We start from the raw sequence: 24,872 nt of genomic DNA on the forward strand, positions 1-24,872 counted from the left end.
ACCTTGGCCTTCGTGCGTTCCGTGACTCCTCAACGGAGCGGGCGGCCATGCGCGGCGAACTGGATACCTACAAGGCCAAGCGGAACTTCTCAGCCACGCCCGAGCCGGAAGGGCGCAAAGGATCGTCCAAGGCCGCGACCCGCCGCTATCTGATCCAGCGGCATGCGGCCACGCGCCTGCACTACGACTTCCGCATCGAGCACGACGGCGTGCTGAAATCCTGGGCGGTGACCAAGGCTCCGTCGCGCGACCTGAAGGTCAAGCGACTGGCGGTCGAGGTCGAGGACCATCCGCTGGATTACGGATCGTTCGAGGGGACCATCCCCAAGGGCAACTATGGCGCCGGCACGGTGCAGATGTGGGACACCGGATCGTGGGAGCCGCAGGAGCCGGACCTCGACGCCGCCTTCGCCAAGGGCCAGATCAAGATGGTGCTGCACGGCGAGCGCCTGCAGGGCAAATGGGCCCTGATCCGCATGAAGACTGATCGCGGCAAGCCATCGAAGCGCAACAACTGGCTGCTGATCAAGGAACGCGACGACTTCACTGTCGAAGGCGAAGGCGACGCCCTGATGGAGATCGACACCTCCATCACCACGGGCCGCACCCTGGCCGAGATCACGGAAGGCGCGCCGCCGCATACGTCCGCTTCGACCAAGACCGCCGCCAGGCCGAAAAAGACGCGCGCAGCCAGAGCCGCGACCTCATCCGGTCCGCGCGACTTCCTGCCGATCCAATTCGCCAAGGTCGTGGACCATCCGCCGCCCGCAAAGGGGTGGGCCCACGAGATCAAGTTCGACGGCTATCGCATCCAGATCGGCGTGGGCGGCGGCCGCGCAACCATGCGGACCCGAAAGGGTCTGGACTGGAGCGACAAGTTCCCGGTCTTGGCCACGCAGGCGGCGTCCTGGCCGGAGGGGGTCGTCGACGGAGAACTCTGCGCCCTGGGCGACGAGGGCACGCCCGACTTCTCCGCGCTTCAAGCCGCGATATCGGACGGCAAGACCGACCGCCTTATCTACTTCGCCTTCGACCTGCTGTTCGATGGCGATGAGGATCTGCGCGATCTGCCCCTGTCACACCGCAAGGCGCGGCTGCAGGCCTATGTCGACCGTGTGGGCGATACCGGCCCCAACCTGCGTTTCGTCGAGCATTTCGCCTCATCCGGCGAGGCGGTGCTGAAAAGCGCCTGCCGCATGGAGCTGGAAGGCGTCATCTCCAAGAAGCTGGACGACCCTTACCGCGCGGGCCGCACCGCCTCCTGGGTCAAGTCCAAGTGCCGCGGGCGCGACGAGGTGGTGATCGGCGGCTGGTCGTCGGAAGGCGGCGCCCGGCTGCGCTCCCTGCTGGTCGGCGTGCGCGAGGGCGATGGCCTGCGCTACATGGGCCGCGTCGGGACCGGTTTCTCGGCTGAACTGTCCAAGACGCTGCTCCCTGCGCTGAAGGCGCAAGCCTCGGACGACAATCCCTTCACCGGCAAGACCGCGCCCCGCCGTGGCCGCGACATCCACTGGCTGAAACCTGTGCTGGTCGCCGAGATTGAGCACGGCGGCATCACCGAAGGCGGCAATGTGCGCCAGGCCGCCTACAAGGGTCTGCGCGAGGACAAGACGGCGGCCGAGGTCACGGCCGAACCGCAGGCTCCCGCCAGCGCGCCCAAGGCCGCGAAAGCGCCGATCGCCGCAAAGCCGCGTGGCAAGGAAAAGGTCATCGTCGCGGGCGTGACCCTGTCCAATCCCGACAAGGTGCTGTGGCCCGAGCATGACGGACAGAGGGCCATCACCAAGGCCGACCTCGCCCGCTACGTCGAGGCGGCGGCCGAGCGCATCCTGCCGCACGTCGCCGACCGACCGGTCTCCATCATCCGGGCGCCCGAGGGCGTGGGCGGCGAAACCTTTTTCCAGCGCCACGCCATGCCGGGCCACAATCCGCGCCTGAAGCTGATCGACGTCAAGGAGCGCAAGCCTTACGTCGCGGTGGCCGATGTCGGCGGTCTGGTCGCCGTCGCCCAATCCGGCGGGCTGGAACTGCATCCCTGGGGCTGCAAGCCTGGCGATCCCGAAACGCCCGAGCAGATCACCTTCGATCTGGACCCGGATGAGGGGCTGAACTTCGACGACGTGATCGAAGCCGCTTTGCTGCTGAAGCCGCGTCTCGAGGCGCTGGGCTTTGCGGCCTTCGTGAAGACCACAGGCGGCAAGGGCCTGCACGTCGTCGTGCCCATCAAGACCGACGCACGCAGCCGCATCGAATGGGACGGGTGCAAGGCCCTCGCCAAGGCCGTGTCGGAAGCCATGCGCCGCGAGCACCCCGAACGCTTCACCACCACCCTGGCCAAGAAGGCGCGCGGGGGAAAGATCTTCCTCGACTACCTGCGCAACGGCCGCATGGCCACGGCCGTCGCGCCCTGGTCGCCCCGCGCCCGCCCCGGCGCCGGCATCGCCTTTCCCCTGTCGTGGAGCCAGGTGAAACCCGGGCTGGACCCGCGCGCCTACACCCTGCTCACCGCACCCGCCCTCTTGAAAAAGGCCGATCCGTGGAAGGACTTCCGAGCCTCGGCCGCCTCGGCGCGCCCCGCGATGAAGACGCTGGGCGTCTGATCCGCTAGGCTGGTCTCGCTCAGGAGACGATCATGGCGGGCTTGAAGGATAAACGCGGCTTCATCGACAAGGACCGCCTGGACCTGTCCGAGCGTCAGGCCGTCGAATACTGGATGAAGCGGTGGGGCGTCACACGCGACCAGATCACCGCCGCCCACCGCAAGGTCGGCCGCATGACCAAGGACATCGCGGCCGAACTGGGCAAGAAGCGCTAAGCGGCGATCAGGCCGCCTTCTTCCCCGCCGTTGTCTTTTTCGCGCGCGCCTTCTTGGCTGCAGGTTTCTCGGGTTCTGCCTTTTCAGAGGTCGAGCTCTTCGTGGCGGTCTTCTTGGCGGGCTTCTTTGCAGCGCCGCCGCTGGCCGAGCCCTGCAGGCTGGCGCGAAGCGCCGCCATCAGGTCGATGACGTTGGTGTCGTCGGGCTCGGGGGCCTCGACCACGCCCTTGCCGCCTTTCTGCTTGGCCTTGATCATCTCGCGCAGCGCATCGTCGTAGCGGTCGGTGAAATCGGCGGGATCGAAGTCGCCTTCCTTCTGGCCGATAATGCGGGCGGCGATATCGACCATGTCCTTGTCGGCCTTGACCGAGGGAATGTCGTCGAAATAATCGTCGGCGGCGCGCACCTCGTCGTGCGCGCGCAGGGTGTAGGCGATCAGGCCCTTGTCGCGCACCTCCAGCGCCAGTTGCCGCTCGCGCCCGCGCAGCACCAGGCAGCCCAGCGCGATCTTGCCCGCCGACTTCATCGCCTCGCGGATCACCGCGAAGGCCTCGGCCCCCACGCCCTTTTCCGGCACGATGTAGAAGGGGTCGTCCCAGTACAGGCGGTCGATCTCGTGCTCGTCGACGAACTTGTCGATCGAGATGGTGCGGGTGCTTTCCAGCTTCACCTTGTCGAAGTCGGCGTCGTCGAACAGCACGTATTCGTCCTTGGACACCTCATAGCCCTTGACCAGCTCGCTGCGCTCGATCGGCCCGGTGTCCGGATCGGTCGGCACCATGCGGATGCGGTTGTTGGTCTCGGGGTTGATCAGGTGAAAGCTGATGTCGTTGGTCTTGGTCGTGGCCGTGTACATCGCGACCGGACAGGTCACGAGCGACAGCTTCAGATGCCCTTGCCAGGTAGGACGCGCGGCCATGGTGTGTCTCCGTTCACCCGCTCAACGTGGATCCGCGCCCGGCGGTTTCGCGCTTAGTGGAAATCGCGCGATCCCGGCAGGATGCGAACATCGCGCGGATGCTTGCCGGTGGGCGAACGCGGTCCTTGCGGGTATTTCACGGCGTCGGCGCGCGACAGCTGCACCTCCAGGTCATAGTCCTCCGACAGCCGGCGCAGCTCGGACGAGCGATCCACGACGCGGCGCACCATGACGTGCATGACGCCCTCGATGCTCTTCTCCACCGTGCCCTCCACCTCCATCAGGCGAGCGGCCATGACCTCGCGGCGATAGGTCTCGAACAGGCGCGCCCACAACAGCACGTTCACGATCCCGGTCTCGTCCTCCAGGGTGACAAAGATGGCGTTGCCCGATCCCGGCCGCTGACGCACCAGCACCACGCCTGCGGCGCGGATCAGGGCGCCGTGCTTTTTCGCCTCGGCCTCGGCGGCGCTCAGCACGCCCTCGGACCGGAACACCGGCCGCAGGATCTGCATCGGATGCCCTTTCAGCGACAGTCGCGTGGTCTGGTAGTCGGTGGCGATGTGCTCGCGCAGCGGCATCAAGGGCAGGTTGGCCGCCGCCTCCTCCCCCAGTTCGCGCGCACCCCGGGCGACGGCCGCCTGGAACAGCGGCAAGGGCGCGTCGTCCGGCAGGCGCCGCACGGCCCACAGCCCCTCGCGTCGGTCCAGCCCCAGCGAGCGAAAGGCGTCCGCATCCGCCAGCTTGCGCATGGCCCCGGCCGGCAGACCCGCCCGCCGCGCCATCTCCTCCACGTCGCGATAGGGCCGATCCCGCGCCGTGGTCAGGTCACCGGCCCAATCCTGTCTGAACCCGTCGATCTGGCGAAATCCCAGCCTCAGCGCCAGACCGGCCTCGCCCGGCTCCAGGCTGTTGTTCCAGCCGCTGTGGTTCACGTCGATAGACCGCACCTCGACCCCATGCTCCTGCGCATCCCGCACCAGCTGGGCCGGCGCATAGAAGCCCATCGGCTGGCTGTTCAGCAGCGCACAGCAGAACACCGCCGGCTGGTGACATTTGATCCAGGCCGAGATGTAGACCAACCGCGCGAACGACACCGCGTGGCTCTCGGGAAAGCCATAGGAGCCGAAGCCCTTGATCTGATCGAAACAGCGCTGGGCGAAGGCGCGATCATAGCCGCGTTCGACCATCTTCTCGACCATCAGGCTTTCAAAGCTGTCCAGCTTCCCTTCGCCCTTGAACGTCCCCATGGCCTTTCGCAGGCCGTTGGCCTGAACGGAAGAGAAGTCTGCCGCGATCATGGCGATCTTCATCGCCTGCTCCTGGAACAGCGGCACACCCAGCGTGTCCTTCAAAATGTGCTTCAGCTCGTCAGCATCGTGCGGCGAAGAAGGACTGGGGTACTCTGGCTCTTCAAGCCCGTTCCGCCGGCGCAGATAGGGGTGGACCATGTCGCCCTGAATCGGGCCGGGGCGTACGATGGCGACCTGGATCGCCAGGTCGTAGAAACGCTCGGGCTTCAGACGGGGCAGCATGTTGATCTGAGCCCGGCTTTCCACCTGGAAGACGCCGATGGAGTCGCCGGTCTGCAGCATCTCGTAGACCTGCGGGCACTCGTGCGGGACGGTGTCCAACGCCAGATCGCTGTCGCAATGCTCCGCCATCAGGTCGAACGCCTTTTTGATGCAGGTCAGCATGCCAAGCGCCAGCACATCGACCTTCATCAGGCGCAGTTCGTCGATGTCGTCCTTGTCCCATTCGATAAAGGTTCGGTCGGGCATGGCGGCGTTGCCGATGGGGACCAGTTCGTCGAGCCGGTCCTGCGTCAGCACAAAGCCGCCGACGTGCTGCGACAGGTGGCGCGGAAAGCCCAGCAGCCGCCGGGTCATGACCACTGCGCGCTTCAGCATGGGATTTTTTGGGTCCAGCCCCGCCTGGACCACACGTGCGTCCGGCAGATCGCGCCCGAAACTGCCCCATTCGCCGCCCGCCAGCCGCGCCGTCACATCCTCGGTCAGGCCCAGCGCCTTGCCCACCTCGCGGATGGCGCTGCGGGGGCGATAGCGGATCACGGTGGCGGCGATCCCCGCCCGATGCCGGCCATAGCGTTCATAGATGTGCTGAATCACCTCCTCGCGCCGCTCGTGCTCGAAATCGACGTCGATGTCGGGCGGCTCCTTGCGGTCAGCCGACAAGAAGCGTTCGAACAGCAGGTCATGATGTTGGGGATCGACCGAGGTGATCCCCAGGACGTAGCAGACGGCCGAGTTCGCCGCCGATCCCCGCCCCTGGCACAGGATGCCCCTGCTGTTGGCGAACAGAACGATGTCGTGGATGGTCAGGAAGTAGTGGGCCAGTTCCTCGGCAGCGATGAAATCCAACTCCTTGGCCAGCAAGTCTCGGACCTTGGCGGGCGCGCCGTCCGGATATTTCCGAGCCGCGTAGGTCTTCACCAGATGCTCGAGATGGCCTTGGGCGGTTGATCCCGGCGGCACGGGCTCCTCAGGATAGTTGTAGCTGAGTTCGCCGAGGTCGAAGGCGACGCGCGCCAAGAAATCCTGTGTCTCGGCAACCGCTTCCGGCGCGTCCTTGAACAGGCGCATCATCTCCGACGCCGGCTTCAGATGACGTTCGGCGTTGTCCTTCAGCCGGCGGCCGGCCTCATGGATCACGGTCTTTTCGCGGATACAGGTCAGCACGTCCTGCACGTCACGCTCGACCGGGTCGTGATAGAGGACGTCGTTTGTCGCCAGCAGAGGGATGTCCCACCGCTGCGACAAAGTCCTGATCCGCATCAGCCGACGCCGGTCGTCGCCCCGCCTGTGCATGGTCGCGCCCAGCCAGACAGCGCCGGGCGCGGCCTCAGCTAACCGTTCCAGCACCGCGTCCAGTCCATCCAGCCGACGCGGCGGCATGACCACCAGCAGCAGCCCTTCCGGCGCGGCGCATAGATCACGCAGCCCGATCTCGCATTCGCCCTTCTTCGCCCGCCTGTTTCCCAGCGTCAGCAGGCGGCACAACCGGCCCCAGCCCTGGCGGTCTTCGGGATAGGCCAGGATGTCGGGCGTTCCGTCGTTGAACCGCAGGCGCGCGCCCAGGATCAGCTTGAACGTCGCGGCGCGTCGCTTGACCTCTTCGCGGTCGATGTGGGCGAAGGCGGGGTTGTCGACCCAGACGATCTCGCCCAGGCCGCCGGCCTCGTGCACCTTTTCCGGCGCCCAGCCCTCTTCACGGAACAGCTTCAGCGCGCTCCAGGCCCGCACCACTCCGGCCAGGGTGTTGCGGTCGGCCAGGCCCATGCCCGTGTGGCCGCGCAGGATGGCGCTGAGCACCAGTTCCTTGGGATGCGACGCTCCCTCCAGAAAGGAGAAGTTGCTGCGCGTCGCCAGTTCGGCATAGGCGCTCATGCGAACAGGCCGTGCAGATACCAGCGCGGCGGCGGATCCTCGCCATAAAAGCCGGCGCGGAACACCCAGAAACGCCGGCCCTGTCCGTCCTCGACGCGGTAATAGTCGCGCGTCCGCTCCTTGGGCCTATGCCACCATTCGCCGGCGATCCGCTCCGGCCCTTCGGCGCGGGTCACGACATGGTCGATGCGGCGCCAGCGGAAGCGCGCGGGCGAGCCGTCCGGCAGGGCGGCCATGGCCTCCACAGGCTGGGGCGGGTCGAACACCTGAAGCGGCCTGAGCGGCGGATCGGCGGGATCGCGCTCGCCCCATTCCCCCGCCGATGCAGGCGTTTCGGCGGCCGGCGCGAACCGTTCGGCGCGCTCGGGCGCATGGGATTGCACCGCCTCGATCCGCACCACCGCCTGGGGTCCCAACCGCGCCGACAGTCGGTCGATCAGCGGCCCCAGATCGTCCTGCGGCCCCTCGGCCTCCAGCCCGCTCTGCGCATAGGCCAGCCTCTGGGCGACCGGCGCCGTCAGCCGCAGGTGATCAAAGCCGAAGCCGGGGTCCAGGGGCTTGGCCAGGTTGGCCAGCCTTTCGCGGAACAGCCGCAGCACGGCGGGAGCGTCGCGCGTCGGCTGGCCGGTCCGGATGGTGATCCGCCGCACCTCTCCGTCCACGCGGAAGAAGGCGACCTGAAAGGCGCGCCCGCCCTGTCCCCGCTGGTCCAGCCGATCCATGACCTCGACCAGCAGATCGCCGACCACCGCCTCTACGTCGGCCGTTTCGGTGATCGGCTCGACCAAAATGCGGTCGGCCGCACAGACGCCCGCCGGCCGCGAGGGGGTGATGCGCGCATCCTCAAGCCCCAGCACGCGTCTGAGCCGCGTCGGCAGGTCCGATCCGAACCGGGCGGTCAGCGGCGCGGTCGGACGGTCATCGAGATGCGCCAGCGTCTTCAGCCCCGCGCGCGACAGGGCCTGTTCTTCCTTTGCGGGCAGTTCCAGCGCGGCGATGCGCAGGCGCCGTCCCGCCGTGCGCGCCTGGCCTTGCGGCACCATCCCGCCCGGTCCGAACCGCGCCCAGGCGCGTGCGCTTTCGGCCGTGTCGGACAGGGCGAGCCGCACCTGCAGGCCTATGCCCGCCGCCCGCCGCTTCACCGCCTGCATCAGTCCGGCCTCGTCGCCGAACAGGTGGGCGCAGCCGGTCACGTCCAGCACCAGGCCGTCATGCCCGTCCAGCGCCGCCATCGGACTGAACCGCCCCCAGTCCTCCAGCACCCGCTTCAAGAGCCTGTCATCACCCTCCGGCTGGTGGACCACCGATCGCACGGTGGGCGTGCGCGCCTGGGCGTCGGCCAGGGTCATGCCGGAAGTCAGGCCCAGGCCGGCGGCAAGAGGATCGACCGCCGCCAGCCGCAGGGCGCCGCCCACCTTGTGCACAAAGACCACGGGCGTTGCGTCATCCGTATCGTCTGCGGGCGTCTCCCGCAGCCGCCGGTCGGCCGGCAGCCAGGGAAACCAGGCCGCCAGATACCGACGGCCGGTCGAACGATCCGCACTCACGATCCCACTCCATGATCCAGGGTCCGGCCGACGCGCCTCCGCGCCGCCGCATCAATTCGACTTCAAAGGCGGGCCGACCGGGCGCATTGGCCTCCAGCGCGCGAGACGGGGCGGTCGTCACGCGCCAACGGCTGTCGGCGGCGCTGGGCTGAGGCTCGACCCCCATCCGCACCAGGATCGCCGCCGTCCGCCCCTTGGCCGCCATCAGCGACAACCGCCGGCTGGCCGTCAGCGTCATAGCCTTGGCGTCCCCCCAGGCGCTCAGCAGCACCGCGCCCACCCCGGCGCTGGACAGCGCCTCCTCGCCCGCCGCCAGCAGAGCCTGCATCTCGCGCACCCGCACAAGCACGATCCGGCCGGGATCAACGCCCCACTGGTGCAGGCCCGGACCATGGATGCGGCCGGTCTCCCAATCCGCCATTTCCTGCACGCCCCAGACCAGCGCGCCCTTGTTTCCCGCCCGCAACGCCAGTCCCAGGGCGAACCCTTGCGCGGCCGCCGCATCGCCAAGACCCGCAGGATAGACGTCGTGCAGCGCATGACTGGCCAGGCCCTGCAGCCGCGCATCCACCGCATCGACGCCCAAGCCGAAGCGTTCGGTCGAGCCGGGCAGGCTCTCCGTTCCCAGCGCCTCAAGGCGCGTCTTCAGGCCGTCGATCTCGGGGCGAACCCGCAAGTTAGTTCTCCTTTTGTTCTTATATGCCTCCTTCCATGGCTTGGGAGTCAACCTGAGTCCGAACCGAACATAGGAATTTCTTCCGGATAAGTCGGAGCGCCCTCCAGCGGCTGGCGTCAGCCGACCACCTTCAGGAACAGCACCCGCGCCGCGCCATAGTCGCGCGCATCCAGCCGCTCGTAGCCCGGCGTCTCGATTTCGGGCTCGTCCGAGCCGCGCTCGAACACCACAAGCGCGCCAGGCTTCAGCCAGCCGCCTTCGGTCAGGCGCAGCAGCGTCTGTTCGCCCAAGCCCTTGCCGTAGGGCGGATCAAGAAAGGCCAAGTCGAACGCTTCACCCGCCGAGCCGGGCCGCACGCCCAGGTCCGTCGCGCTGCGTCGATGCACCCGCGTCCGGCCGAACAGGCCAAAGTTTTCCGCATTCTCCCGGATCGCGCCGCGCGCGCCGTCGTCCGTCTCGACGAACAGGCAAAAGGCGACTCCGCGCGACACCGCCTCGAACCCCAGGGCGCCCGAGCCGGCGTAGAGGTCGATGACCCGCGCATCATGGAGCGGCTCGGCCCAGGCGGCGTGCTCCAGCACGTTGAAGATCGCCTGGCGCGCACGGTCAGAGGTCGGGCGCGTGCCCTGCCCCTCCGGCGCGACGATGGCCCGGCCCTTCAGGCTTCCGGCGACGATACGCAACGGAGATCAGCCGCCCGAGCGAGGTCCGCGCGAGCCGCCGGGACGCGGCTTACCGCCCGGCGCGCGCCCGCTGGTTCCCGAAGGTCCGGCCGGCTTACCGCCCGTGCGGGGCTTTGCGTCACGCACCGGGCGTGATCCGGGTCGGGCATCCGCCCGCGCAGCGCCTTCGCGCGGCTTGAAGCTGCGGGCGGGACGCTCGCCTTCGGACCGGGCCGCCGAGCTGCGTTCGCCCTCCGGCGCAGTGCGCTCGCGCGGCTTGAAGGTCTTCTTGGGGTGCTCGAACTTGGGCTTGGACTTGGCCCAGCCGTCCTTTTTGGCGGGACGCTCACGGCGGTCCACGGCGTCGGCCTGGGCCGTCTCGGCGGCGCGGACGCGGCTGGGCTTTCTTGACGGGTCCGACATGGCCGAGCCAGAACGTCCCTTGACGATCGGCGTGGAGATCCGACGGCCCGGGATCGGGGCCGGCGTCTCAACCGTGTTGCCGGTCGGCAGGTTGTCGGGGCGGATGTGTTCGCCCAGCATCTCGCGGATCACGCGCGGACCGACCTCCTCCACCGCTCCGACCGGCAGGGTGCCCAACTGGAACGGACCATAGGCCAGGCGGATCAGGCGATTGACCGTCAGGCCGATCGACTCCAGCACATTGCGGACCTCGCGGTTCTTGCCCTCGGTGATCGAGACGCTGACCCACAGATTAGCCGGCGCCTTGCCGTCCTCGGACTTGCTTTCCTTGGCCTTGTCCAGCGTCGCTTCGATAGGACCGTATTCGACGCCATCGACCGTGACGCCGTCCTTCAGCTTGTCGAGGTCGGCCTGGGTCACGCGACCGCGCGCCCGCGCCCGATACTGGCGCACCAGGGCGGTGGACGGCAGTTCCAGCGCCCGGCTGAGCTCTCCGTCGTTGGTCAGCAAGAGCAGGCCTTCGGTCGCCAGATCCAGCCGTCCGACCGAGATCACGCGCGGCAGACCGGCCGGCAGGGCGTCGAACACCGTGGGTCGACCCGCCGGGTCGTTGTGGCTGGTCAACAGGCCGGCCGGCTTGTGGTAGCGCCAGACGCGCGTCGCCTGCGCCGCCGTGATCGGCTTGCCGTCGACCGTGATCACGTCCTCGCGCGTCACCAGGGTCGCGGGCGTGTCCAGGATGCGGCCGTTGACCGCCACCTTGCCCAGGCCGATCAGCCGCTCGACTTCACGGCGCGAGGCGATGCCGGCGCGGGCCATGGCCTTGGCGATTCGCTCGCTGCGAACCGGGGCGGCGGGCGCCTTGCTTGTCTTGGCGCCGTCCCGGCCGCCATCCCTGCCGCTTGGGCGCGGACGCTCGCCGCGCGGCTTGTCGCCAAAGGATTTCGCCCCGTCTTCGCTCTTGCGGAAGGCGGATTTGCGGGGGCCGGAGGCGCGGTCGGCTTGACGCGCGAAGGGCTTCTTGTCGTTGTCGTCTGTATGGCGGACCATGATGAGCGGTTCATGCGCATGGCGCTGGACGAAGCGCAAGCGGCGGCGGACGCGGGCGAAGTGCCCGTTGGGGCCGTGATCGTCGATCCGGCGACCGGAGACGTGGTCTCGACGGGCGCCAACGGACCCGTCGGCGCGCACGATCCGACCGCCCATGCCGAGATCGTCGCCCTGCGCCATGCGGCCAAAAAATTCGGAAACTACAGGCTGACCGACCTGACTCTTTATGTGACGCTGGAGCCCTGCGCGATGTGCGCCGGCGCCATCAGCCACGCGCGGATCGGCCGCGTGGTCTGGGGGGCGGACGACCCCAAGGGCGGAGCCGTGATCCACGGCGCGCGCGTGTTCGACCAGCCGACCTGCCACTGGAGGCCTGCGACGGCGGGCGGCGTGCTGGCGGCCGAGGCGGCGGAGCTGCTGCGCAGCTTCTTCCGGGCACGACGCGGAACACGCGCACACAGCGCACGTTAGGCGGATGGTCGCCCAAGCGGCGCCGTTACGCACGAGGGGGCGACGCAGCCATGAAGCCTGATCTGCCGCAGTCGATCCTGCTGAGCGGCCTTGCCGCCCTTGCGCTGCTTTCCGCCTGCGGCCCCGATCCGGCCGAGGCTCCGAACAGCGGCGACGCGGTGAAGCAGCGCGCCCTGGAGGCCCAGACCACACGCCGACGCACCGGCGCCGAAATCCAGGACCGCGCCCTGAACCGCGTCATCCAGGCCGTCTATCTGTGCGAGAACGGCGAGCGGCTATCCGTCGACTTCGACAATCCCCGCCAGATGGCGACGGTGCGGACGTCCAACGGCGAGGCGGTCGATCTCTATCAGGAGCGCGCGGCCGACGGCCTGTGGTACCGCTCCAGCACCACCGAGCTGCGCGGCCGCGGCGCCCTGGCCACCTGGACCAGCCGCGGCCGGCCGGCGACCGAGTGCCGCGCGATTGACTAGGCCGAGGCGCCTTCCTCGACCAGGAACGTCCGGACCTCGCCGGCGTCGACGCCCTTGGCGACAAAGGCCTGACCGACGCCCCGGGCGAGGATCAGCGTCAGGGCGCCGCCTTCCGCCTTCTTGTCGCCGGCCATGCGCGCCAGCAGCGCATCCGCCGAGAAGACGCCGGCCTGCGCCAGGCGTGTCGGCAGGCCGGCGGCGGTGATGGCCGCTTCCACACGCTCGACCTTGCCCATGTCGCACAGACCCTGCCGCGCCGAATAGCGGAAGGCCATGGCGCAGCCCAGCGCCACCGCTTCGCCATGCGCCAGCACCGCCTCCTCGAAGCCGAGCTCTGCCTCGATCGCATGGCCAAAGGTGTGGCCAAGGTTCAGCAGCGCACGCTTGCCCGCCTCTTTCTCGTCCTCCCCGACGATCGCGCTCTTGATCTCGACCGAGCGCACCACGGCGCGTTGCAGGGCCGCCGGATCGCCGTTCGCGCCGGCGGTCCCCTCGCCCGCCAGCCAGTCAAAGAAGGGCGCGTCGCAGATCAGTCCGTGCTTCAGCACCTCGGCCCAGCCTGATCGAAGTTGCCGCTCAGGCAGTGTCGCCATCACGTCGATGTCGGCCAGCACCAAACGAGGCTGGTGAAAGGCGCCGACCAGGTTCTTGCCGCGCGGCGTGTCGATCGCCGTCTTGCCCCCGACGGAGGAATCCACCTGCGCCAGCAGGGTGGTGGGGATTTGTACGAAGTCGATCCCTCGCATGAACAGCGCGGCCGCGAGGCCCGCCAGATCGCCGACAACGCCGCCGCCCAGCGCGATCACCACATCCCTGCGGTCGAGCCCGGTCTCAAGCATCCGATCCAGCACACGCTCAAGCTCGGCGAAAGACTTGGACGCTTCGCCGGCCGGAACCGCCACGACCGCGCTGTGGATGCCCGCCGCCCGAAGCGACGCTTGCAGCGCGGGCGCATGCAGACGGGCCACGGTCTCGTCCGTCACGATCACCGTGCGCCGCTGGGGGACCAAGGCCGCTATGCGCCGGCCGGCCTCCGCCATCAAACCGCGTCCCACCACGACATCGTAGGGAGCGAAGGCGCCGCCGCTTACAGCAATGGCGATCATGACGAGGTCTCCTGCGAACGGCGGCTTCGCCAGTGACGACGAAGCTGGCGATGAATGGCGTCAACCGCCTGTCCGTGCGAACCCAGCCCCACATCCACGGTCAGATCGGCCGTGGCGTAGATGGGCGCCCTGGCTTCCGACAAGGTGGCCAGAACCTCTATCGGGTCACGGTCGCGCAAGAGAGGCCGGGTGTCGCGCCGTCCGACGCGCTCGGCGATCACCGCGAGGTCCGCCCGCATCCATACCGTGTCGGCCCGCGCCTTCAGCAAGGCGCGCGTATCAGGGTTCAGTACGGCGCCGCCGCCGGTCGCCAGCACCACCGGCGGCCCTTCCAGCAGGCGTTTCATCACCCGCGCCTCGCCCGCCCTGAACTCGGCCTCCCCAAGCGCCGAGAAGATCTCGGACACCGTCATGCCGGCCGCCGTCTCGATCTCCACGTCGCCATCGGCGAACGGCATGCCCAGACGCTGAGCCAGCCTGCGCCCGACAGAGGATTTTCCCACGCCCATCAGCCCGACCAAGGCTATGGTGCGCTCGGGCGCATGGCCGCGCCGCCCGCTCATGCGCCCCACCTCGGCGCGACGAATGCGGCGGCTTGGGGTGGAAAAGGGAGGACGCGGGCGGGCATGATCGGGTCATCCTCTACACCAAGCGTGGCGGCTCGCCAGCCTAGCGGTCCTGGAGCGCGGGCTTGACGCCGCAGATCGAAGCCTTTCTCGAGATGATGGCGGTAGAGCGGGATGCGTCTCCGCACACGCTGTCGGCGTACGCGCGCGACCTTGCGGATGCGGAGGCCGGCGCCGGCGGACTGATGACGGCCAACGAGGCGGCGCTGGAGGGCTGGTACGCCGACCTGGCGCAGCGCGGCCTGTCGGCCGCGACGCAGGCGCGCAGGCGCTCCGCGGTTCGCCAGTTCTATCGCTTTGCCCTGGGCGAAGGCTGGCGACAGGACGATCCGTCCCGGCGACTGGATGCCCCCAAGCGCGGACGCCCCCTGCCGCAGGTGCTCGGCCGCGAGGAGATGGAGCGTCTGCTGACGGCTGCCGGCGCCGAGGACAGCGCGCGCGGGCAGCGCCTGCTGACACTGATGGAGCTGGCCTATGCGTCCGGCCTGCGCGTATCCGAGTTGCTGGCGCTGAAGGTCGAGGCGGTGCGGCGCGACCCCGCCTATCTGATCGTGCGCGGCAAGGGCGGCAAGGACCGTCTGGCCCCTCTGAACGCCAGCGCGCGCGAGGCGGTGAAGGCCTGGCGGATCGTGCGTGACGCCCGCCGCAGGCCGGGCGCCCCGGACAGCCCATGGCTGTTTCCCTCCTCTGGCCGCAGCGGTCACCTCACGCCCCGTCGTTTCGCGCAGTTGCTGGATCAGGCCGCAGCCGCGGCGGGGATCGACCCCACACGCGTTAGCCCCCACGTCCTGCGCCACGCCTTCGCCACCCACCTGCTGGAGGGCGGCGCCGACCTGCGCGTGGTCCAGACGCTGCTGGGCCATGCCGACATCTCGACCACCCAGATCTACACACACGTCGCCACCGACCGGCTGGCCGAGGTGGTCCGCCGCAACCATCCGCTTGCGCGCGACGACTGAGCGCGGCTTGCCCGCCACCCTCCGGACCTCTAGTTTCCGCCGCCTTGCATCTCGGGCGCCGCAGGCGCGCTGACCATCGGACGCCGTCATGGCCACGCATTATCTCGACTTCGAAAAGCCGATCGCCGATCTGGAAGCCAAGATCGAGGAGCTGTCGCTGCTGTCCTCGACCGAGGATGCGTTCGAGACCGAGATCGCGGGCCTGCGCCGCAAGGCTACGCAGATGCGGCAAAAGACGTACGCCTCGCTCGACCCGTGGATGAAGACCCAGGTCGCGCGTCATCCGCAACGCCCACACCTGGTCGACTATATCGCGGGACTGTTCACCGACTTCGTCGAACTGCGCGGCGATCGTCAGTTCGGCGACGATCAGGCGATCATCGGCGGCCTGGCGCGCTTTCGCGGTCGCCCCGTCGTCGTCATGGGCCATGAAAAGGGCCACGACACCTCGACCCGATTGACGCACAACTTCGGCATGGCGCGGCCGGAAGGCTATCGCAAGGCGGTGCGCCTGATGGACATGGCCGAGCAGTTCGGCCTGCCTGTGCTCAGCTTCGTCGACACCGCCGGAGCCTATCCGGGGCTCGGAGCCGAGGAGCGCGGCCAGGCCGAGGCCATCGCCCGCTCGACCGAACGCTGCCTGACACTCGGCGTGCCGTCGATCGCCACCATCACCGGCGAGGGCGGCTCCGGCGGCGCCATCGCCATCGCCGCCGCCAGCCGCGTCCTGATGCTGGAACATTCGATCTATTCGGTCATCTCGCCCGAGGGCGCCGCCGGCATCCTGTGGCGCGACGGCGCGCGAGCCAAGGACGCGGCCATGGCCATGAAGATCACCGGCCCGGATCTGATCGGCTTGAAGATCGTGGACCGGCTTATCCCTGAACCCACCGGCGGGGCGCATGCCGACCCTCTGGCCGCCATCGCCAATGTCGGCGACTGCCTGGCCGACGAGCTGCGCGGCTTCGAGGGCCTGTCGGCCGCCGAAATTCGCAAGCAACGCGCCGACCGCTTCTACGCCATTGGCGCGCGGTGATCGCTTAACCTGCCGGTAGCGTTAACGTCTCGCACATCGTCGTTGCGCCAGAACTGCGCCTTCGGGCAAGCGATTCTCTGGGGGCGAAGATGCGCAATGGGGCGGCGCGCGGCCGTGAGGCGACAGCATGGCGTTGATCGCGGAAGCACTGCGGGACAGCGCGGTGTTCAACTTCGCGGGCGCGGTCACGATGATCGTGGACGATTCGCCGTTCTCGCTGGCCCTGACCGCGAACGCCCTGTCCGGCTTTGGCATCCGAACCAGCTATGCCTGTCATGATGCGGGAGAGGCGATCCGCATTCTCGGTGAACGAACCGTCGATCTGCTGTTTGTCGACTGCGAGATGCCGGGGATGGACGGCTACCAGTTCGTGCGCTGGCTCAGGCGCTCAGGGCTGGAGCCCAACGCCTACATCCCGGTGGTGATGACGGCCGGTCACGTCCGTCGCTCACGAGTGGCCGAAGCGCGAGATTGCGGGGCGAACTTTCTGGTCACCAAGCCGTTCAGTGCGGCGATGCTGCTGGAACGGGTGCTGTGGGTCGCGCGAGACACCCGGCCCTTCCTTCAGGTCGGTGACTATCTGGGCCCGGACAGGCGCTTCAGGACCGACCCCTATGATGGCGAGGAGCGTCGCGCCGACATGATACGCAAGGCCCGTTTCGAGGCCGAGCAGAACGAAGTGGATATGCCCGCGTGAGCGTCGTCACCCGCATCCAGAGGCGGTCCCGCCTCTCCACCCTGGTGGACCAGCCCGGCGGCATCAGCGCCGGCGTGGGGCTCGCTCGCGCCCGCGCCAATCTCCAGGCCATGGAGGGAGAGGCCCGGGAAATCGTCGCTCAACGGATCGCCGATCTTGCCGCCATTCCTGCTCCGCAGGACGGAGTGCTGACGGGCGAGGGACTGGAAGAGGTTTATCGCGGGTCGGCCGCCGTGATCGACGCCGCTGGTCCTTTCGCGCTGGAGGACCTCTGCACAGCCGCCGCCGGCCTGTGCGATCTGGCTGACGGCTCGGGCGTTTCAGACTGGCGCGTCATCGCCGTTCACATCCAGGCCCTGCGGCTGCTTCTGGCCTTGCCGGAAGACGCCGTTGCCGAACGCGAGCAGATCCTGCTCAATCTCGAGGATGTGCGTCGCAGGAAGCTGCCGCCGGTGGATCAGCCGGCCGGCTGAAGCTCGCCGCCGGCGCGTGTCTGTTTGCGCCACAAGGCCGCGTACTCGCCGCCAACCCGCGCCACCAGTTCGTGGTGGGCCCCGCGCTCGATAACACGCCCGGCCTTCAGCACTAGTATCTGGTCGGCGTCGGCCACGGTGGACAGTCGGTGGGCGACCACCAGAGTGGTGCGGCCCTGCCGCGCCTTTCGCAGCGTCTTCTGGATCGCCGCCTCGGTGCGGCTGTCGAGCGCGCTGGTCGCTTCGTCCAGGATCAGGATGCAAGGATCGGCCAGCAGCGCGCGGGCGATGCCGACGCGCTGGCGCTCGCCGCCGGACAGCTTGAGACCGCGCTCGCCCACGCGCGTGTCCATTCCGTCGGGAAGCGCACGGATGAAGTCGGCCAGCTCCGCCGCCTCGGCCGAATCCCAGATGTCGGCTTCGCTGGCGTCCGGACGCGCAAAGGCGATGTTGTGTCCGATGGTGTCGTTGAACAGGGCCACGTCCTGAGGCACCAGGGCGACAGCCGATCGCAGCGAGGCCTGCGTCACCTCGCGCACGTCGCGGCCGTCGATCAGCACGCGCCCGGCCTGAGGATCGAGCAGGCGCAGCGCCAGCTTGACCACCGTCGACTTGCCCGCGCCTGACGGGCCGACCAGGGCGGTGGTCGTGCCGGGCGGCGCAAAGAAGCTGACGTCCTCCAGCCCGTTCGCGCGCGCGTCGTGGCGAAAGCCGACGCCATCGAACGCCAGCGAGGCGCCGCGCGCATTTGTCGGCCGGTCCAGCGGGCGGGCGTCGGCGGCGTCCGCCACCTGAGGCGACTGGCGCAGCACGCCCATCATCTCCTCCATGTCGATGAACGACTGGCGGATTTCCCGATAGGCGAAGCCCAGGATGTTCAGCGGCGCATAGAGCGAGATCAGGATCAGCACCGCCGCCGCGACGTCGCCCGGCCCCATCCGGCCGGCCGCCGCCTCGAAGCCGGCCATGACCGCCATGACGCCGAGGCCCAGGTTCATGATCAGGCCCTGGATCGCGTTCAGCAGCATCAGCGAGCCGTTCGCCTTCAGCGACGCCTGCTGATACTCGCCCAGCGCCCGGTCATAGGCGCCCGCCGCGCGCGTCTCGGCGCCAAAGGCCTTGACCGTCTCATAGTTCAGCAGGGCGTCGACCGAGACGCCGGCGGCCTCGGAGTCCGCAGCGTTCATCACGCGACGATGCTCCAGCCGCCAGTTCGACAAGGCGAACGTCAGGGCCGCGTAGACGCCAACCACCGCCACCGCCACTGCGCCAAAGCGCCAGTCATAGCGTCCGGCGAGCACCGCCGCCGCCAGCACCAGCTCCACCCCGGTGGGGATCAGGTTGAACGCCAGGATGCGCAGCAGGAAATCAACCGCGCGGGACCCTCGGTCCATCGTCCGCGACAGGGTTCCGGACCGCTTGGTCTGGTGAAAGTCCAGCGAAAGGTCGAGGGCGTGGGCGAAGGTCTCGGTGGCCGCCGTGCGCTGCGCCGCCGCACGCACCGGCGCAAAGATCACGTCCGACAGCTGCGGCGCCGCAGACGACAGAAAGCGCACCAGCGCCCAGCCGATCGCGAAGGCGGCGAATCCCCAGCCGACGGCTGCGGCCGCGCCCTGCCCCGCCGCCAGCCGGTTGACGGCCGCGCCCAGAACCAGAGGCGCCAGCACGCCCAGCGCCTTTCCGCCCAAGGTCAGTCCGATGGCGGACGACAGACGAAGGGAGAGTTGCGGCGCATGCGATCGCCGCACCAGCCCGGCCAGATCAGCCAAAGCCTTCCAGCCGTCGGCTCGCGACCGCTGATCCCCCATTGTCCCTTGCGCCCGCGTCGCGGCGTCGGAACGCCGCTGGCCGGAGCGTTCACCGCGCATCGCCATGTCCCGTCATATGGAAGCCGCCACGCAACAGGGAAAGAGGACGCGATCGAGGGTGGTTCAACTCAGCTCGGCGATCGCCTCGATCACCTCGTCCACGGCCGCCGGGTCGGTGGCCCACGAACAGACAAAGCGAACCGAGCCGTCGTCGAAGCGGTAGCAGGCCCAGCCGAGTGCGTTCAGCCGCGCGTGCGCCTCTTCCGGCATGCGGACGAACACGGCGTTCGCCTCGACCGGATGGGCCAGTACAAAGGGCGATCGTGCGGCGATCCCGGCGGCCAGCCGTTGCGCCATCAGGTTGGCGTGGGCGGCGCCCGCGTCCCAGTCGCCGCTTTCCAGCAGACCCAGCAACGGCCCGGACAACAGCCGCGCCTTGGACGCCGTCTGCCCCGCCTGCTTCAGCCGGTTGTCGAGCCGACGCGCCAGCGCCTTGTTGAACAGGACGATGGCCTCGGCGCACGGCCCGCCGGCCTTGGCCCCGCCGAACACCAGGATGTCGACTCCGAGGCGCGCGATCTGCGTCAGGTCGAAGCCCGCCGCCGCAGCATTGGCCAAACGCGCCCCGTCCATGTGAACGCCGAAGCCCCTCATCTTCACCGGCTCGATCAGATGACGCAGTTCTTCCTCGGTATAGACCGCGCCATACTCGGTCGCCTGGGTCAGCGTCAGGGCGGCCGGCGGCTGGCGGTGTCCGACCTCCGGCTCATCCAGCTGCGTATGCAGGGCCAGCGGATCAATCTTGCCGGAGAAGCCCGGCAGGCCGATCAGTCCCACGCCATGCCCGAAGAAGCCGGGCGCCCCCGTCTCGTCGGTGCAGACATGGGCCGAGTTGTGCGCCAGAACGGCTTCGAACGGCTGGGCCAGCATCGACAGGGCGATGGCGTTGGCGGCCGTGCCGCTGAAGACGAACCGCACCTCGGCGTCCGCGTCTAGACGCGCGCGGATCGCATCGGAGGCGCGCGCGGTGGTCTCGTCGGCGCCATAGGCCCTCGTGAACGCTTCGTTGGCGCGGACCAGCCCATCAATGGCGGACGGCGCCATGCCGGCGGTGTTGTCGGAGCCGAAGTCGTAGCGCATCAGGCGACCTTCTCGTTGTCGTCAATCGTCTGGACGCGGACCACCGGCACGACATCTTCGTCGCCATAGGGCACCGCGACCTGGTGCGGGAACGGGATTTCGATCCCGGCGGCGTCCAGCGCCTCCTTGCCGCCCTGCATCAGATCGGCCTGGGTCTGCCACCAGTCGTGAACCTCGACCCAGGCGTGCAGCGTCACCTCCACCGCACTGTCCAGCAGGGCGGTCACGCCTGTCCAGGGATGCGGATCGGCCAGCACCTTCTCGTGAGCGTGGGCCATGTCGGCCAGAATGCAGCGAGCCTTGTTCAGGTCGTCGCCGTAACCGACGGTGAACTTGATCTCGATCCGCCGGGTCTTCTGGCCGGTCAGGTTGATTACTACGTCGCTGAGGACCTTGGAGTTCGGGATGACGATCTTGTGGTTGTTGGCGTTCGACAGCTGGGTCGTGAACAGGTCCAGTCGCTGAACCGTGCCCGACACGCCGCCGATGTCGATGATCTCGCCGACGCGATACGGCCTGAGCACCAGCAGCATGAAGCCCGAGGCCACGTTCGACAGCGTGCCCTGCAGCGCCAGCCCGACCGCCAGGGACGCGGCGCCCAGCACGGCGATGATGGAGGTGGTCTGAACGCCCAGTCTTTGCAGCACTGCGATCATGCCGATGATGATCACCACCACCCGCACCACCTGAACCGAGAAGCTCAGCACCGTGGGGTCGTGACGGAAGCCGCGCACACGCGACAGGGCCTTGCGCGCCGCTCTGGCGGCCCATTTCGACGCAAACAGCGTCGCGGCCAGGATCAGCAGGGCGATGGTCAGATTGACCGCGAAATCGCCGGCCATGCTGGTCAGCTTGGCGATCATCGCGGCGTCGATGGCGGCGGCTTGCCGCCCGGCGCTGATCGCCTGTGTGATGGGTGCTGAGAGTTCACTCATGGAAGCGGGGTCTAGCGCCTGACGCCTCGATTGGAACCCCGCCCCGATATTTTCACCTCTTGGACACGCGTCCGCCGCTGGTCTCGATGGCGTCCAGAAGGTCCATCACGCTGTCGATGGTGTCGGCCTCTCGCGCCGGCTTGTCCCAGCGAATCCGGCTGACGCGCGGAAAACGCATGGCGACGCCCGACTTGTGCCGGGGCGAACGTTGCAGGCCCTCAAAGGCAATCTCCAGCACCAGGCCGAAGTCCCGTTCCGCCCGCACCGATCGCACGGGTCCGAACCGCTCCACCGTGTGGTCGCGTACGAACTTGTCCAGCTGCTTCAGTTCTTCGTCGGTAAAGCCGAAATAGGCCTTGCCGATGGGCGTCAGCACGCCGTCCGGCGTCCAGACGCCAAAGGTGAAGTCGGAATAGAAGCTGGATCGCTTTCCGTGCCCCCGCTGGGCGTACATCATGACAGCGTCGACCACGTGCGGATCGCGTTTCCACTTGAACCAGGGCCCCTTGGGGCGGCCCGCCAGGTAGGCGCTGTCCCAGCGCTTCAGCATCAAGCCTTCCGCCGCGGCGCCCACGGGCGGATCGATGCGCAGCGCGGCGAGATCGTCCCAAGTGGCATAGGGAACCACCGGCGACAGGGCTAGCCGATCGCCGCCACCGCGCGTGACCAGCGCCTCCAGCCGCGCGCGACGATCACGCAGCGGCAGCGAGCGAAGGTCCTCGCCGTTCTCCGCCAGCAGGTCGTAAGCCAGCACGCCGGCGGGGTGCGCCGCCATCAGCTTTGCGTCGATGGTCTTGCGGTTCAGCCGCTGCTGCAGGTCGCCGAACGGCGCCGGCTGGCCATCACGGATCACCAGCAGTTCCCCGTCGATCGCGCCCTCGAAATCGAGCCCGGCCATGACGTCGGGAAAGGCGCCTGAAATCTCGTCGCCGGTTCGCGAATACAGCCGGCAGACGCCCGCCTCTCGCACCGCCTGTACGCGGATGCCGTCCCACTTCCACTCGGCGGCGTAGTCGCCCGTAGACAGCTTCTGGAAATCCACGGCCTCGTCGATGGCGACGGCGAGCATGACCGGCCGGAAACGTCCGGGCGCGTCGGGGCTGGGCCGCTCCGCGCGGCCTTCCAGCCAGGCGAACAGGTCGGCATAGGGCGGCTCGACCGCATGCCACACCTCCTCCAGATCGGAGACATCGACGGCCTCCAACGGCGTGTCCGCCTGCTCGCCTTCGGGGTCAGGCGGCGCCGGTGCGACGCCGGGTCGGATCATCGCGGCCGCAGTCTTGGCCAGCCTGGCCGACATGCCGACCCGCAGCGATCCCGTCACCAGCTTCAGCAGAGCCCAACGGCCTTGGGGCTCAAGCGAGTCCAGCCAACCTTCGATCAGGGGGCGAACCTCGTTGCGTCCGGCGGTGCGCAGCGCCTCCACCACTTCGGCGAGTTCGGGTTCGCGGTTCGGACGATAGTCAGGATCGCGCGGCCAGATCAGCGCCGTGGTCTCGGCCAGATCGCCGACATAGTCGTAGGACCAGCCAAACAGCACGGGATCGACCCGGGCCTCAACCGCCTTGCGGATCATGGCCGGCTTGGCGGCATCAAACGTCAGGTCCCCGGTCAGGGCCGCCAGCGCCCATCCTCTGTCAGGATCGGGCGTCGCCTTCAGATAGTCGCGAACCAGCACCAGCTTGGCGTTGCGCGAGGCCGTCAGCGACAGTCGATCCAGCAGTTCGGCGAAGCCGCGCATGGCGTTCCAAAAAGAAGCGTCGCCGTGATCGACGCCCGGTCAGAACGATGCAGACGGGTCGCGGGTTGCCGGACGCGGGCTTAGGCCGCGACGGCTTCGTGCGCCAGGCCCAACTGACGCACCTGTTCGCGCCCGCCCGGAACGTGGGTCATCAGCTCGGCCAGGGCGGCGAAGTCGATGGGCTTGTTCAGATAAGCGTCGGCGCCGGCGTCCAGGCCGGCCTGATGGTCCTCGGACCGGGCCGAGGCCGACAGCACCACCACCGGGGTTTCGCGGTTCACGCCCTGCCCGCCGCGGATCATGCGCGTTGCAGTCAGCCCGTCCATGACCGGCATGTTCACATCCATGATGATCAGGTCGAAGGGCTGATGCTGGGCGATCTCCACCGCGATCTGGCCGTTCTCGGCCGTCGATGCGGCATGGCCGGCCGATCCCATCCAGGCCTCCAGGATCATCCGGTTGACGGGGTGGTCCTCGACCACCAGCACGCTCAGCGCCTGGCCTTCGACCCTCTCCACGACGCGGGTTTCGATCGGAACAGGCTTGGCCCATTCCACCACCTCGGCCTCAACCGTCATGGTGAAGGTCGATCCGCGTCCGACTTCCGAGCTGACAGAGATGTCGCCGCCCATGATGTTGCTCATGCGCCGGGCGATGGTCAGCCCCAGGCCCGTGCCGCCGAAACGACGCGTCGATGAGGCGTCGACCTGCGTAAACGGTTGAAACAGAAGCTCCAGGTCGGCCCTGGAGATGCCCGAACCGGTGTCGGTGACCAAGAAGTCGAAGCGAACGCGATTGGCGGCTATGCGCGTCCCGCGCGTCCGGAAGGTCACCGCGCCTTGATCCGTGAACTTGACGGCGTTCGACAGGAGGTTGTGCAGCACCTGGCAGACCCGCAAGGGATCGCCGCGCACCACCGACGGGATGTCGCCCTCGGTGATCTGCTCGAACCCAAGTCCCTTGGCGGCGGCCTGGGCCTCGAACGGACCGGTGATCCGCTTGGAAAGGTCGTCGACCGAGACATCGACGGTCTCGAAGGTCATCTTGCCGGCCTCGATCTTGGTCATGTCGAGGATGTCGTTCAGCAGCGACAGCAGGTTGTCGCCCGAGTTGCGGATGATCGACAGATACTCGCGCTGCGTGCCCTCGAGCCGGGTCGCGCCAAGCAGTTGCGCGGCGCCCAGGACGCCGTTCATCGGCGTGCGGAGCTCATGCGAGATGACGCCAAGGAAGCTGGACTTCGCCTCATTGGCGGCGGCGGCCTTGTCGCGTGCGGTCTCCAGTTCTTCGATCAGGTGGGCCTGATGCTCCTGAAAGACGCGGATGCGGCCCTCGCGCAGCATGGTCATCATCACCAGGACGAACAGACCGGCGGCGGTGAAGGGCACAAGCGCCAACAGCGACCAGAACTGCGGCGTGCCCCACAGGCTGCCCAGCATGATCAACGCCGCCGCCGAATAGGGCGAGGAGATCACCAGCGCCTGGCGCGGCGAGCTGCGCAGCTGGGCGAACACAAGCACATAGCCGCCGATCAGCAGGGCCACGGCTGTGGTCGATGCGAAGGGATTGTCGCTGAACCACGCAAGCAAGGGCGCCACCGCCCATGCGGTGGTGGTGATCGTCGCCACCGCTGGGAAGACAAGGCCCCACCCCTTGTCTACGCGTCGACTGACCCTGCGTTCGACCGCGCCGCGCAGGGCGCCGGCCGCCAGGGTGCCCACGAACCAGACCAGCGCCTCGACCCCGCCGACCACGCCCAGCAGGCCGATCGCCCAACTGGCGATGATCAGATAGCGCAGATACTGAGTCTGCAGAATCGCCTTCAGAGCCTGGGCGGCGTCGCTGGCCTTCTGGTCGCCGGCAATGCCGTCGATACTGTCCGCTTCCACCATACACCCTGCCCCTGCC

21 protein-coding genes are annotated in these 24,872 nt (G+C 68.4%); 8 read left to right on the forward strand and 13 right to left on the reverse strand.

Annotation, left to right across the window (positions count from 1 at the left end; translation table 11 throughout):
* Positions 1-47 precede the first annotated feature (47 nt).
* Entirely contained in the window at positions 48-2,600 is a 2,553-nt protein-coding gene (ligD, locus tag KY493_RS07310) for a DNA ligase D (RefSeq protein ID WP_219895744.1), read from the forward strand.
* 32 nt (positions 2,601-2,632) lie between these two features.
* A complete protein-coding gene (locus KY493_RS07315; protein WP_047413801.1) occupies positions 2,633-2,815 on the forward strand; it encodes a DUF3606 domain-containing protein in 183 nt (60 codons plus the stop codon).
* Between the two features lie 7 nt (positions 2,816-2,822).
* Here KY493_RS07315 and KY493_RS07320 read toward each other — a convergent pair whose 3' ends face one another.
* The 6 genes from KY493_RS07320 to KY493_RS07345 form a co-directional block, all read right to left on the reverse strand.
* Positions 2,823-3,734 carry a Ku protein gene (locus KY493_RS07320; RefSeq protein ID WP_219895745.1) on the reverse strand — a complete coding sequence of 304 codons (912 nt, stop codon included), beginning with the start codon at positions 3,732-3,734 and terminating at the stop codon, positions 2,823-2,825.
* Positions 3,735-3,787: 53 nt separating this feature from the next.
* Entirely contained in the window at positions 3,788-7,141 is a 3,354-nt protein-coding gene (locus KY493_RS07325; RefSeq protein ID WP_219895746.1) for an error-prone DNA polymerase, read from the reverse strand.
* Positions 7,138-8,688: a DNA polymerase Y family protein gene (locus KY493_RS07330; protein WP_255567826.1), complete on the reverse strand. Its 1,551-nt coding sequence runs from the start codon at positions 8,686-8,688 to the stop codon at positions 7,138-7,140. Before KY493_RS07330 ends, KY493_RS07325 begins: the two co-directional genes overlap by 4 nt.
* Entirely contained in the window at positions 8,585-9,364 is a 780-nt protein-coding gene (locus KY493_RS07335; RefSeq protein ID WP_219895747.1) for an ImuA family protein, read from the reverse strand. The genes KY493_RS07330 and KY493_RS07335 overlap by 104 nt, the downstream gene beginning before the upstream one ends.
* A 116-nt stretch (positions 9,365-9,480) precedes the next feature.
* The gene (gene rsmD / locus KY493_RS07340) at positions 9,481-10,047 is read right to left on the reverse strand and encodes a 16S rRNA (guanine(966)-N(2))-methyltransferase RsmD (RefSeq protein ID WP_219895748.1); all 567 of its coding nucleotides are present in this window, start codon (positions 10,045-10,047) and stop codon (positions 9,481-9,483) included.
* 6 nt (positions 10,048-10,053) lie between these two features.
* Positions 10,054-11,499: a pseudouridine synthase gene (locus tag KY493_RS07345; protein WP_219895749.1), complete on the reverse strand. Its 1,446-nt coding sequence runs from the start codon at positions 11,497-11,499 to the stop codon at positions 10,054-10,056.
* On the opposite strand from KY493_RS07345, the gene tadA reads away from it, so the two are divergent.
* Together tadA and KY493_RS07355 are read left to right on the forward strand one after the other, a co-directional pair.
* The gene (gene tadA, locus KY493_RS07350) at positions 11,488-11,970 is read left to right on the forward strand and encodes a tRNA adenosine(34) deaminase TadA (protein WP_219895750.1); all 483 of its coding nucleotides are present in this window, start codon (positions 11,488-11,490) and stop codon (positions 11,968-11,970) included. The two genes, KY493_RS07345 and tadA, sit on opposite strands and share 12 nt — an antisense overlap.
* Positions 11,971-12,020: 50 nt before the next feature.
* Positions 12,021-12,443: an MliC family protein gene (locus tag KY493_RS07355; RefSeq protein WP_219895751.1), complete on the forward strand. Its 423-nt coding sequence runs from the start codon at positions 12,021-12,023 to the stop codon at positions 12,441-12,443.
* On the opposite strand, the gene aroB is transcribed toward KY493_RS07355, so the two are convergent.
* Positions 12,440-13,549 carry a 3-dehydroquinate synthase gene (aroB, locus tag KY493_RS07360; RefSeq protein WP_219895752.1) on the reverse strand — a complete coding sequence of 370 codons (1,110 nt, stop codon included), beginning with the start codon at positions 13,547-13,549 and terminating at the stop codon, positions 12,440-12,442. The two genes, KY493_RS07355 and aroB, sit on opposite strands and share 4 nt — an antisense overlap.
* Positions 13,546-14,112 (reverse strand): shikimate kinase, encoded by a 567-nt coding sequence (locus KY493_RS07365; RefSeq protein ID WP_219895753.1) that lies wholly within the window; start codon positions 14,110-14,112, stop codon positions 13,546-13,548. Before KY493_RS07365 ends, aroB begins: the two co-directional genes overlap by 4 nt.
* A 128-nt stretch (positions 14,113-14,240) precedes the next feature.
* On the opposite strand from KY493_RS07365, the gene KY493_RS07370 reads away from it, so the two are divergent.
* The 4 genes from KY493_RS07370 (at position 14,241) to KY493_RS07385 (ending at position 17,340) form a co-directional block, all read left to right on the forward strand.
* Entirely contained in the window at positions 14,241-15,134 is an 894-nt protein-coding gene (locus KY493_RS07370; RefSeq protein WP_219895754.1) for a tyrosine recombinase, read from the forward strand.
* An 88-nt stretch (positions 15,135-15,222) separates the two neighbouring features.
* Entirely contained in the window at positions 15,223-16,170 is a 948-nt protein-coding gene (locus KY493_RS07375; protein WP_219895755.1) for an acetyl-CoA carboxylase carboxyltransferase subunit alpha, read from the forward strand.
* Positions 16,171-16,297: 127 nt separating this feature from the next.
* Positions 16,298-16,867 (forward strand): response regulator, encoded by a 570-nt coding sequence (locus KY493_RS07380; protein WP_219895756.1) that lies wholly within the window; start codon positions 16,298-16,300, stop codon positions 16,865-16,867.
* On the forward strand, positions 16,864-17,340 hold the full coding sequence (locus tag KY493_RS07385) for a chemotaxis protein CheE (protein WP_219895757.1): 477 nt from the start codon (positions 16,864-16,866) through the stop codon (positions 17,338-17,340). The genes KY493_RS07380 and KY493_RS07385 overlap by 4 nt, the downstream gene beginning before the upstream one ends.
* On the opposite strand, the gene KY493_RS07390 is transcribed toward KY493_RS07385, so the two are convergent.
* The 5 genes from KY493_RS07390 to KY493_RS07410 all read right to left on the reverse strand — a co-directional run bounded on the left by KY493_RS07390 (position 17,325) and on the right by KY493_RS07410 (position 24,856).
* Positions 17,325-19,208 (reverse strand): ABC transporter ATP-binding protein/permease, encoded by a 1,884-nt coding sequence (locus tag KY493_RS07390; protein ID WP_219898417.1) that lies wholly within the window; start codon positions 19,206-19,208, stop codon positions 17,325-17,327. The two genes, KY493_RS07385 and KY493_RS07390, sit on opposite strands and share 16 nt — an antisense overlap.
* A 63-nt stretch (positions 19,209-19,271) precedes the next feature.
* Entirely contained in the window at positions 19,272-20,288 is a 1,017-nt protein-coding gene (locus KY493_RS07395) for a low specificity L-threonine aldolase (RefSeq protein ID WP_219895758.1), read from the reverse strand.
* The gene (locus KY493_RS07400; RefSeq protein WP_219895759.1) at positions 20,288-21,223 is read right to left on the reverse strand and encodes a mechanosensitive ion channel family protein; all 936 of its coding nucleotides are present in this window, start codon (positions 21,221-21,223) and stop codon (positions 20,288-20,290) included. The genes KY493_RS07395 and KY493_RS07400 overlap by 1 nt, the downstream gene beginning before the upstream one ends.
* 52 nt (positions 21,224-21,275) lie before the next feature.
* Positions 21,276-22,964, reverse strand: coding sequence for a cisplatin damage response ATP-dependent DNA ligase (locus KY493_RS07405; protein WP_219895760.1), 1,689 nt, complete (start codon positions 22,962-22,964; stop codon positions 21,276-21,278).
* Positions 22,965-23,044: 80 nt separating this feature from the next.
* Positions 23,045-24,856 (reverse strand): response regulator, encoded by a 1,812-nt coding sequence (locus KY493_RS07410; RefSeq protein ID WP_219895761.1) that lies wholly within the window; start codon positions 24,854-24,856, stop codon positions 23,045-23,047.
* Between the last annotated feature and the right edge of the window lie 16 nt (positions 24,857-24,872).

The sequence above is a fragment of the Brevundimonas sp. PAMC22021 genome, assembly GCF_019443405.1.
In the GTDB taxonomy this organism is placed as follows: Bacteria; Pseudomonadota; Alphaproteobacteria; order Caulobacterales; family Caulobacteraceae; genus Brevundimonas.